This window comes from Micropruina sp., assembly GCF_047606365.1.
In the GTDB taxonomy this organism is placed as follows: domain Bacteria; phylum Actinomycetota; class Actinomycetes; order Propionibacteriales; family Propionibacteriaceae; genus Micropruina.
This window is the reverse complement of sequence record NZ_JASGEN010000030.1, coordinates 26,119-36,183: the sequence shown is the minus strand read 5'-3', so window position 1 is coordinate 36,183 and position 10,065 is coordinate 26,119. Positions and strand designations below refer to the sequence as shown.

Genomic DNA, 10,065 nt, shown 5'->3' with positions numbered 1-10,065 from the left:
GCAGTGATAACCAGCCGGGCTTTCGACATGGCCGAGCATCAGCGCAGCGCGTCGTGTCCCCGATGTCTTGAGACACGTGTCGCCTATGTCGTGAGACATCTGTCGCCGATGTCCTGAGCCAGCACACCACCGCCACCGCCAAACCAGAAGGTCCGCCCGAGATCAATCCCGGGCGGACCTTCTGCGTTGATCGGGTCAGCTGTTCCGGCGCAGGTACTCCAGCACCACGCTGTTGTCCTGGTCGCCCAAGCCGGCGTCGGTCAGCCCGGTGAACAAGTCCAGCGACACCTTCAGCGAGGGCAGCTCGCGGCCGCCGGCGCTGTCGGTGGCGAAGGTGAGGTCCTTGACCAGGAACTTCGCCGGGCCGCTGGGCGAGAAGTCCTCGGCGGCCAGCTTGTCGCGCTTCTGATCCAGCAGCTCGGACGCCGCCAGCCCGGCACCCAGCACGTCGAGCACGTGGCCGACGTCCAGCCCGTTGTCCTTGGCCACGATCGCCGCCTCGGCCAGCGCCACCAGGGTGCCGGCGACCACCATCTGGTTGCAGGCCTTGGCCACCGCACCGGCGCCCACCTCGCCCATCAGCTCGACGGTGCCGCCGATCACGTCCAGCACCGGACGCAGCCGTTCGAACATCTCCGGCGACGAGCCGCACATGATCGACATGGTGCCGTCCTCGGCCTTCGCGACGCCGCCGGACATGCAGGCGTCCATCACGTCGACCTGGCCCTGCAGGCGCTGCGCCAGTTCCCGGACGCGGTTGGGCGAGATGGTGCTCATCACCACCAGGTCCGTCGTCCCGCCCTCGATCAGGGCCGGCAGCATCGGCTCCAGGTAGGGCAGGTCGGGCAGCAGGCAGAAGACCAGCTCGCGGTCCTGTAGCGCCACCGTGGCGTCGGTGGAGACCGCCACCCCGGCCTCGGACGCCGCCGGTACCTCGACGATGTTGGCGCCGGTCACGTCGTGGCCGGCGCGGGCCAGGTTGACCGCCACGGGCAGTCCCATATTGCCCAGGCCCAGCACACAGATCTTCATGCCCACTCCTCCAGTCGTGCCCGGAACTCCGGGCTGTCCAGCACATCACGGTTCACCACGAATCGTGGCGCCTGACCCGCCGCGACGGCCAGCAGGGCGTCCACGCAACTGTTGCCGTTGCCCAGGCTCATCTCCGAGGTCCAGGACAGCGAATGCGGCGCCAGGGTGACGTTCGGCAGCTTCTCGATACCGGACGTCTGCGGCTCGTCCTCGAACACATCCAGGCCCGCCGCCCGGATCGAACCCGAGCTCAGTGCGTCGATCAGCGCCGCCTCGTCGACGATCGGCCCCCGGGCCATGTTGATCAGCACCGCGCTGGGCTTCATCGCGTCCAGGAAGCCGGCATCGACCGCGTGGAAGGTCTCCGGGGTGAGCGCAGCCATGATGATCACCGCATCGGACGCGGCCGCCAGCTCGGCCCGATCGACCAGCCGGACGCCCATCTCGGCGGCCCGTTCGGGCGGGCAGAACGGGTCGTGCCCGATCAGCGTCACGTCGAACGGCGCCAGCAGCCTGAGGAACTCGCCCCCGGTGTTGCCCACCCCGAACAGGCCGATGGTCAGGCCGTTCAAGCCGGTGCCCATCAGGTTCGTCCGCTCCGCCCAGTTGCGCTCGCGGACCAGGGCGTCCTTGGCGACCAGGTTGTGCAGCACCGCGAGCAGCATCGCCAGCGTCGCGGTCGCCACCGGACGGCGCGCGCCGTCCGGGGTGATGGTGATCGCGACGGCGTTGCTGGTGCAGGCGGCCAGGTCAACGGTGTCGTAGCCGACACCGAACCGGGCCAGCACCAACGGACGCGGCACTCCTTCGGCGAACGAGGCCTCGGTCACCGCCGGTGCCGCGAACAGAACACCGTCGTAGGGCGCCAGGTGCTCGGGGGCGAAGCTGGCGACGTCGTCGGGCAGGTACTCCCAGGTCACATCCGGACGGTCCAGCCGGCCGAGACCGATGTCGCCCCAGACGTTGCGGTCGCCGTCCAGGAAGTCCCGGGAGACCCCGATGCGGAAGGGACGCGCCATCAGAAGACCGCGATCGGGTTGACCGGGCCGCCGGTGCCACGCGGCACGTTGAGCGGTGCGACGGTCAGCATGAACCGGTAGGCGCCCTCTTCGCGGCAGGCCACCGCCAGCTCTTCGAGATCGAGGTTGTCCAGCAGCGGCACCCCCATCGCGGTGATCGCCAGCACATGGATCGGCGAGCCGATGCCCGGTGTGGGCGAAGGACGGGCGTCGCTGTCGCCGTCGCCGCCGAGCAGGCTGATGCCGCGTTCGGCGAGCAGCGGCATCGCGTCGACGTGCAGGCCGGCGCTGCCCTCGGTGTCGGCGTCCCAGGGGCCGAGCGCGGCGCGGCGGGCGAACTGGCCGCTGCGCACCAGGACGGCGTCGCCGGGCTCGATACGGACGCCGAGCGCCTCTTCGGCACGCAGGATGTCCTCGGCGTGGAAGGCGGTGCCGGGCTCGATCCAGTCCTTGCCGTCGACGGCGGCGAAGTCGAGCAGCACGCCGCAGGTGACCAGGTGGCGCAGCGCGGACACGTCGCCGAAGTCGGTGCCGGTGGCGTTCACCACGTCGGCGGAGGTGTTGCCGTCGAACAGCTCGCCCCGGTAGGCGATGTGGCTCAGCGCGTCCAGGTGCGAGACGGCCTTGCCGTGGAAGGCGACGCCGAGGAAGTCCTTGTTGCAGGTCGGCTCCGGCGGTTCCCGGTCGCCCAGCTCGACCATCATGTGCATGGCGGGCTGCGGGTTGTCGATCCCGCTGACCGTGTTCCAGGGCAGTGACATCTGAGCGGTACGGCCCGAGCGGACCAGGCCGGCGGCTTCGCGGACCTTGTCGGGGCCCACTGTGCTCCAGGCTCCGCGAGAGGGCTCGCTATATTGTCCCCACCTCTTGAGCTGCTCGAAGACCTCGTCGAACTCAGCTTGAGAAACCTCGGGCAGAGCAAGTGGGTTGGTGACGCGCGCGGCATCCACGATCGGAACTCCCTTCGTTGGGTGTTGGCGGCATCACCGTAGTCCATTACTCTGGCGATGATCCAGCATAATGATCAAGAAGGGCGTGCGATGGATCGCAGTGCGGTACCGGCTCTGACGCGGGCGATGACCATCGTCGACCTGCTCGCCGGTGCCGGGCAGGCCGGCCTCACGGTCACCGACATCGCCGCCCGCACCGGGATCGCGAAGTCCACCACCGCGCTGCTGTGTTCGGTGCTCGAGGTTGAGGGCATGGTGCGCAAGCACGACGGCCGCTACCGACTGGGCCGCCGCTTCCTCGGCCTGGCGGCCGACTACCTGGCGACGGTGGACGACCTGGAGGAGTTCTACGCCGAGGTGCGGCGGCTGCCGATCGTCTCGCGCGAGGCGGCCCGGCTGGCGCTGCTCGACGGCACCGACGTCATCTACCTGGCCCGCTACGAGGCGACCGGACGCCCGCGTCGCGTCACCGGGGGCATCGGCGACCGCTTCCCGGCGTCCATCACGGCAAGTGGCAAGGCGATGCTGGCCACTTTGCCGGCCGAGGCGGTCGAGGACCGCTTCCGCGGACGCCTGCTGCCCCGCTACACCGAGCGCAGCATCCAGGCGCTGCCCGACCTGTTGCGCGACCTCGAGGGGGTGCGTGAGCGGGGCTATGCGATCGACGACGAAGAGACCAACCTCGGCCAGGTCTGTTACGCGGTCCCGGTGCGCAACGCGCCGGACGAGCCGTCCGAACTCGCGGTGAGCTCCACCCTGACCCGGGAGCGCGCCTCGGAGTTGTCCACCGCCGAGGTGGTCGCCGAGCTGAGCCGGCTGGCGGAGCTGTTCCGCAACCCGCTGGCCGGCCGCACTTTCTGAGAACCCCGCCGCGCCCGCTGAGAAAAATTCCGCGCCAGAACTGGACGTGAATCTCTCGAAACGCTTGCCTCGCGTCTGAACCTGGTCCAGAATCTTGGTCACAGTCCAAAATGTTGGCTTTCACTCAGAGTTGAGGATCCAATGACTGATGCTCCCCTGATCGAGATCAAGGGCCTGGTCAAGCAGTTCGGCGCGACGCAAGCGCTCAAAGGCGTCGACTTCACCCTGCAACCGCACAGCATCCACGCGCTGCTGGGGCAGAACGGTGCGGGCAAGTCGACGCTCATCAAGGTGCTGTCCGGCCTCTACCCGCCGACCTCGGGCGACGTCCGGGTGCAGGGTCACCCGCTCGGCACGCCCGAGGCGACGCAGGCGATGGCGTTCATCCACCAGGACCTGGGCCTGGTCGAGGCGATGAGCGTCGCCGAGAACGTCGCACTCGGCACCACCTATGCGCGCAGCGGGGGGCTGATCAGCTGGCGCGAGGTGCGACGCCGCGCAGAGGCGGCGCTGGCGCTGGTCGAACTCGACGTCGACCCCGAGACGCTGATCGCCGACCTGACCCGGGCCGACCGGTCCCTGGTGGCGATCGCCCGGGCGCTCTCGGCCGATGCGCCGATCCTGGTGCTCGACGAGCCGACCGCCTCGCTGCCGGCCGCCGACTCCGAGCGGCTGTTCGAGGTGCTGAAGAACCTGCGCGACCGTGGCTGCGGCATGATCTACGTCTCGCACCGGCTCGACGAGGTGTTCGCCATCTCCGACTCGGTGACCGTCTTCCGCGACGGACGGCTGATCCATGCCGGCGGCATCAAGGACAAGAGCCCGCAGGACCTGATCGTCGACATCGTCGGCAGCAAACCCAAGAGCTACAAGTCCCGCTTCAACGCCCAAACCCGTCCGGTGGTGCTGGCCGGCGATCGGGTGCTGGCCGGTCCGGCCGGTCCGGTCAGCTTCAAGGTGCATGCCGGCGAGGTGGTCAGCATGGTCGGCCTGACCGGCGCGGGCCACGTCCAGCTCGGACGCGCCATCGGCGGTGCCTTCCCGATGCACGGCGGCACGCTGACCCTCGATGACCAGCCGTACGCCCCGGCTTCGCCGGCCGCCGCGGTCGATCGCGGCGTCGGCTTCGTCACCTCCAACCGGATGGAGGAGGGGATGGCGCCCGAGATGAGCGTCCGGGAGAACTTCCTGGCGAACCTGCGGCCGCGCGGCATGTCGGTGCTCAGCTGGAACAGCCCCAGCAAGGACGCCGCGCTCGGTGAGGAGCTCACCGAGACCTACGGCGTGCTGCCGCCCAACCCCGAGGCGCCGATCGCGACGCTGTCGGGCGGCAACCAGCAGAAAGTGATGGTCGGCCGCTGGCTATCGGCCAACCGCCGGGTGATCGTGCTGGAAGAGCCCACCGCGGGCGTCGACGTCGGCGCGAAGGCCGACATCTACCGCCTGCTCGAGGACGCGCTGGACGAAGGTCTGGCCGTCGTCATGGTCAGTACCGATTTCGAGGAGGTGGCCAGCGTCGCGCACCGCGCCCTGGTCTTCGTCCAAGGGCGGATGACCGAAGAACTGGCCGGCGACGATCTCACCGTCGGCAAACTCACCGCCGCGAGTTCCGGCGCCAACCTGCTTGCCACCAACTGACGAGGGAGTCCACCGCAATGACCACAGCAGCACCAGCCGCGCCCGCTCGCCCGGCCAAGCGCCGCGGCGGAGGCTCGTTCGTCGGCACCTACGGCCTGCTCGTCCTGGCCGTCCTGTTGTTCATCGTGTTCGCCATCCTGATGCCGGGCACCTTCCTCACCCAGACCAACCTGAACGCCATCCTGGGTGCCAACTCGATCCCGGCGATCCTGGCGTTGGGTGCGATGATCCCGATCGCCACCGGCAAATTCGACGTCTCCATCGGTTACGCGCTGGGCCTGGCCCACGTGCTGATGATGGTGATGGTGGTCAACGGGGTGCAGTGGATCCTCGCCGCACTGATCGTGCTGGTGATCCTCACCCTGGTCGGCGTGGTGAACGGCCTGCTGGTCGAGCTCGGCAAGATCGACTCCTTCGTCGCCACCCTGGGCACCGGCTCGGTGCTCTACGCGATCACCGGCGCCGTCACCAACGGTGCCCGTGTGGTGCCCACCGGTGAGCGGCTGCCGTTCGGCTTCACCGACCTCTACGACTCCAAGTTCATCGGCATCCCGGTCGCGGCCTGGTACGTCACGGTCATCGCGGTGATCCTGTGGATCGTGCTCGAGCGGCTGCCGCTCGGCCGCTACTTCTACGTGCTCGGCTCCAACCAGCGCGCCGCCGACCTGATCGGCCTGCCCACCCAGCGCTACTCGGTGTACGCGTTCGCCTCCTGCTCGTTCCTGGTCGGCGTGGCCGGGGTGCTGCTCGCCTCGCAGCAGCAGATCGGCAACCCGTCGGTCGGCTCGGAATACATGCTGCCGGCGTTCGTCGCCGCGCTGCTCGGCTCGACGGTGATCAAGCCGGGCCGGCCCAACGCGGGCGGCACCATCGTCGCCGTCGTCACCCTGGCGATCGGCCTGGCCGGCATCGGCCAGCTGGGCGCGAACTTCTGGGTCAACCCGCTGTTCAACGGCGTCACGCTGCTGATCGCCGTCGGCCTGGCCGGGCTGAGTGCCCGTCGCAAGATCCTGGCCGGCATCGCCGCCAACAAGGCCGTGGACACCGCGGCGCCCGCTACCGGCGCCACCGGGGCCCGGTCGGCGGACTCCGAACTCACCGACACCGTCGGTCCGCACACCTCGGCCGCGCCCGACATCGAACCCGCGGTGGACTCCGACGACGTCCCGCCGACCTCCTGACCAGATTCGCTCCTTGCACGAAAGGCTCACCATGGCATCACCATTCCGCAGGCCGCTGGTCGCCGGCTGCGCGCTCGCCCTCGGCGCCGCGCTCGCCCTGACCGGGTGCGAACGCGGGTCCGACGCGATCCGGGCCACGGCCGAGAACACCGTCGCCGTACCCGCCGAGTGCGCCGACGTCGTCGCCAACGCCAAGGCGGCGGTCGAGAAGGCGTCCGCTGCCGACCAGCCCTGGGACGGCCCGACCACCGGACCGAAGGCGACCACCGGCAAGACCATCGTCTACGTCGCCCAGTCGATGCAGAACCCTGGCGTCGCCGGTGTGGCCGCCGGCCTGACCGACGCCAGCACCGCGATCGGCTGGACGTTGAAGGTCATCGACGGCCAGGGCACCCCGTCGGGCATCCTGAGCGCGTTCAACCAGGCGCTCACCCTCAAGCCGGACGGCATCATCCTCGGCGGCTTCGACCCGAAGACCACCGACAGCCAGGTCCGCCAGGCCAACGCCGCGAAGATTCCTCTGGTCGGCTGGCAGGCGCTGGCCACCCCCGGCCCGAGCGATGAGCCGAAGCTGTTCAGCAACATCACCACCAAGGTCGAGGACGTCGCCAAGATCAGCGCGCAGTTCGTGATCGCCCGCTCCAACGGCGTCGCCGGAGTGGTCATCTTCACCGACTCGTCGATCCCGTTCGCCGAGGGCAAGAGCCAGATGATCCAGAAGGAGCTCCAGACCTGCTCGTCGGTCGAGGTGCTCAAATACGCCAACATCCCGCTCGCCGACGTGGCCAACCGGATGCCCACCGAGACCAGTGCGCTGCTCAGCAGCCTGGGCGACAAGTGGACCTACTCGGTGGCGATCAACGACGTCTACTTCGAGAACGCCACCGCCGCCTTCCGGCAGTCCGGCCGGACCTCGGCCACCGCACCGATCAACGTCGGTGCCGGTGACGGCGACGCCGCGGCGCTGACCCGGATCCGCAACGACGACTTCCAGTCGGCCACCGTCCCCTCGCCGCTGCGTTCCGAGGGCTGGCAGATCGTCGACGAACTGAACCGGGCCTTCGCCGGTGAGAAGGCGTCCGGCTACGTGCCGCAGATCCACGTGTCGACCAAGGACAATGCCTCGGCCGAGAACTACTGGGATCCGTCCGGTTACCAGGAGGCGTACAAGGCCATCTGGGGCAAGTGACCCGACCCCGAATGGGTTCCGGCGGGCGCCGTCCGACCAAGTCGGACGGCGCTTCGCCGTTTCCCTTTCGTGAGGCGTCGACAAGGGGCAGAGTTGGGGTGCAGGCGTCGCTTGGGCGCCGCCCGCGGTCGGGGGTCCGCGGGCACGACGAACAGGGAGTGTTCAATGAAGAAGCTCATCAACGACCCGGCGGATGTGGTCACCGAGACGCTCAAGGGATTCGCGGCCGCCAACGCCGAACTGGTCACCGTTCACCTCGATCCCGACTATGTGGTGCGGGCCGACGCACCGGTCAGCGGGAAGGTCGGCCTGGTCTCCGGCGGAGGTTCCGGCCATGAGCCGCTGCACGCCGGCTTCGTCGGTCTCGGCATGCTGGACGCCGCCGTGCCGGGCGCCGTGTTCACCTCGCCGACGCCCGACCCGATCCTGGAGGCCACCAAGGCCGTCGACGGCGGCGCGGGCGTGCTGCACATCGTGAAGAACTACACCGGCGACGTGCTCAACTTCGAGACCGCCGCCGAGATGGCCGAGATGGAGGACATCAAGGTCAAGGCGGTCGTGGTCAACGACGATGTCGCCGTCGAGGACTCCACCTGGACGGCCGGCCGCCGCGGCGTCGCCGGCACCGTGCTGGTGGAGAAGATCGCCGGTGCCGCCGCCGAGCGCGGCGACGACCTGGACGCCGTGACCGCCGTCGCCGAGAAGGTGATCGGCCAGGTCCGTTCGATGGGCGTCGCGCTGACCGCCTGCACGGTGCCGCACGCCGGCAAGCCGTCCTTCGAGCTCGGTGACGACGAGGTCGAGATCGGCATCGGCATCCACGGCGAGCCCGGACGGCACCGCATTCCGATGGCGCCCGCCGACGCGATCACCGATCAGCTGATCGACCCGATCCTGGCCGACCTGAAGCTGGACGGCGACGACGTGCTGCTGTTCGTCAACGGCATGGGCGGCACCCCGGAATCGGAGCTGTACATCGTCTACAACCACGCCCGGGAGCGGCTGGAAGCGGCCGGCCTGACGGTGACACGTTCGCTGGTGGGCAACTACATCACCTCGCTGGAGATGCAAGGATGCTCCCTCACGGTGCTCAAGCTCGACGACGAACTCACCGCGCTGTGGGACGCACCGGTCAACACTGTCGCTCTCAGGAGGGGTGTCTGAATGACGAATCTGGACGTGGAATGGGCCAAGGACTGGATGCGCCGGTCCTCGGCCCTGCTGACCGAGCGCCGGATGGAGCTGATCGACCTCGATCGCGCCATCGGTGACGGCGATCACGGCGAGAACATGGCGCGCGGTTTCACCTTCGTGGTGCAGCGGCTCGACGAGAATCCGCCCGAGGACGTCGCGGGCGTGTTCAAGCTGGTCGCGCAGACCCTGATGTCGAAGGTCGGCGGCGCTGCCGGCCCGCTCTACGGCACCGCGTTCATGCGGGCGGCCAAGGCGGCCGAGGGCGATCTGGACGCCGCCTCGGTGGCCGACATCTGCGCGGCGGCGTTGGAGGGCATCGTGGCCCGTGGCAAGGCGACCACCGGCGAGAAGACCATGGTCGACGCCTGGACGCCGGCGATCGCCGCCGCCCGGGCCGCCGCGGAGGCGGGTCAGAGCCCGGCCGAGGCGTTGCGGGCCGCGGCCGATGCCGCCGCGAAGGGTGCCGAGGAGACCATTCCGATGCAGGCCACCAAGGGCCGGGCGTCCTACCTGGGCGAGCGTTCGATCGGTCACCAGGATCCGGGTGCCACCTCGACGTCCTACCTGCTGGGTGCCGCCGCCGATGCCGCCGAAGCGGCCAACTGAGAGGAACCAATGAGCATCGCTTTCGTGATCGTCTCCCATTCGGCCAAGCTGGCCCAGGGCGTGGTGGAGCTGGCCCAGCAGATGGCGAAGGACATCGAGTTCCGGGCCGCCGGCGGCACCGACGACGGCGGCATCGGAACGTCCTTCGACGCCATCTATTCCGCGGTTGAGGAATTGACCGGGGCCGGCCATCAGGTGGTGCTGCTCACCGACCTCGGCTCGGCGGACATGACCGTCGAAGCGGTGCTCGAGGTGGTGGACGGCGACGTCGTCCGGTTCTGCCCCGGCCCGCTGGTCGAGGGCGCGGTCGCGGCCGCCGTCACCGCCCAGGTGGGTGGCGACCTGGACGCGGTCGCCGAAGCCGCCAAAGCCAGGGACATCTTCGCTTAGCGGAC

10 protein-coding genes are annotated in these 10,065 nt (G+C 69.2%); 7 read left to right on the top strand and 3 right to left on the bottom strand.

What is annotated here, in order from left to right:
- Positions 1 to 195: 195 nt before the first annotated feature.
- The 3 genes from QM624_RS04310 to QM624_RS04300 are packed head-to-tail and all read right to left on the bottom strand — an operon-like array spanning position 196 to position 2,872.
- Positions 196 to 1,032, bottom strand: coding sequence for an NAD(P)-dependent oxidoreductase (locus QM624_RS04310; protein WP_415089092.1), 837 nt, complete (start codon positions 1,030 to 1,032; stop codon positions 196 to 198).
- Entirely contained in the window at positions 1,029 to 2,051 is a 1,023-nt protein-coding gene (locus QM624_RS04305; protein WP_415089090.1) for a 2-hydroxyacid dehydrogenase, read from the bottom strand. Before QM624_RS04305 ends, QM624_RS04310 begins: the two co-directional genes overlap by 4 nt.
- On the bottom strand, positions 2,051 to 2,872 hold the full coding sequence (locus QM624_RS04300; protein WP_415089088.1) for a cyclase family protein: 822 nt from the start codon (positions 2,870 to 2,872) through the stop codon (positions 2,051 to 2,053). Before QM624_RS04300 ends, QM624_RS04305 begins: the two co-directional genes overlap by 1 nt.
- A 219-nt stretch (positions 2,873 to 3,091) precedes the next feature.
- Here QM624_RS04300 and QM624_RS04295 point away from each other — a divergent pair, with 219 nt between their 5' ends.
- From QM624_RS04295 to dhaM, 7 genes are all read left to right on the top strand, one after another.
- Entirely contained in the window at positions 3,092 to 3,862 is a 771-nt protein-coding gene (locus QM624_RS04295; RefSeq protein WP_415089086.1) for an IclR family transcriptional regulator, read from the top strand.
- 141 nt (positions 3,863 to 4,003) lie between these two features.
- Positions 4,004 to 5,500, top strand: coding sequence for a sugar ABC transporter ATP-binding protein (locus QM624_RS04290; protein WP_415089084.1), 1,497 nt, complete (start codon positions 4,004 to 4,006; stop codon positions 5,498 to 5,500).
- 17 nt (positions 5,501 to 5,517) lie between these two features.
- Positions 5,518 to 6,681 (top strand): ABC transporter permease, encoded by a 1,164-nt coding sequence (locus tag QM624_RS04285; protein ID WP_415089081.1) that lies wholly within the window; start codon positions 5,518 to 5,520, stop codon positions 6,679 to 6,681.
- A 31-nt stretch (positions 6,682 to 6,712) separates the two neighbouring features.
- Complete coding sequence (locus QM624_RS04280) at positions 6,713 to 7,870, top strand: substrate-binding domain-containing protein (protein WP_415089079.1); 1,158 nt, start codon at positions 6,713 to 6,715, stop codon at positions 7,868 to 7,870.
- A gap of 165 nt (positions 7,871 to 8,035) precedes the next feature.
- Positions 8,036 to 9,034 carry a dihydroxyacetone kinase subunit DhaK gene (gene dhaK / locus QM624_RS04275; RefSeq protein ID WP_415089076.1) on the top strand — a complete coding sequence of 333 codons (999 nt, stop codon included), beginning with the start codon at positions 8,036 to 8,038 and terminating at the stop codon, positions 9,032 to 9,034.
- Complete coding sequence (dhaL, locus tag QM624_RS04270) at positions 9,035 to 9,670, top strand: dihydroxyacetone kinase subunit DhaL (protein WP_415089074.1); 636 nt, start codon at positions 9,035 to 9,037, stop codon at positions 9,668 to 9,670.
- Between the two features lie 9 nt (positions 9,671 to 9,679).
- A complete protein-coding gene (gene dhaM, locus QM624_RS04265; RefSeq protein WP_415089071.1) occupies positions 9,680 to 10,060 on the top strand; it encodes a dihydroxyacetone kinase phosphoryl donor subunit DhaM in 381 nt (126 codons plus the stop codon).
- Positions 10,061 to 10,065 lie beyond the last annotated feature (5 nt).

Excerpts from the sequence above, each read along its gene's own strand:
- QM624_RS04310 (WP_415089092.1), bottom strand. The coding sequence starts at position 1,032 with ATGAAGATCTGTGTGCTGGGCCTGGGCAATATGGGACTGCCCGTGGCG.
- QM624_RS04305 (WP_415089090.1), bottom strand. The coding sequence starts at position 2,051 with ATGGCGCGTCCCTTCCGCATCGGGGTCTCCCGGGACTTCCTGGACGGC.
- QM624_RS04295 (WP_415089086.1), top strand. The coding sequence starts at position 3,092 with ATGGATCGCAGTGCGGTACCGGCTCTGACGCGGGCGATGACCATCGTC.
- QM624_RS04290 (WP_415089084.1), top strand. The coding sequence starts at position 4,004 with ATGACTGATGCTCCCCTGATCGAGATCAAGGGCCTGGTCAAGCAGTTC.
- QM624_RS04285 (WP_415089081.1), top strand. The coding sequence starts at position 5,518 with ATGACCACAGCAGCACCAGCCGCGCCCGCTCGCCCGGCCAAGCGCCGC.
- QM624_RS04280 (WP_415089079.1), top strand. The coding sequence starts at position 6,713 with ATGGCATCACCATTCCGCAGGCCGCTGGTCGCCGGCTGCGCGCTCGCC.
- dhaK (WP_415089076.1), top strand. The coding sequence starts at position 8,036 with ATGAAGAAGCTCATCAACGACCCGGCGGATGTGGTCACCGAGACGCTC.
- dhaL (WP_415089074.1), top strand. The coding sequence starts at position 9,035 with ATGACGAATCTGGACGTGGAATGGGCCAAGGACTGGATGCGCCGGTCC.
- dhaM (WP_415089071.1), top strand. The coding sequence starts at position 9,680 with ATGAGCATCGCTTTCGTGATCGTCTCCCATTCGGCCAAGCTGGCCCAG.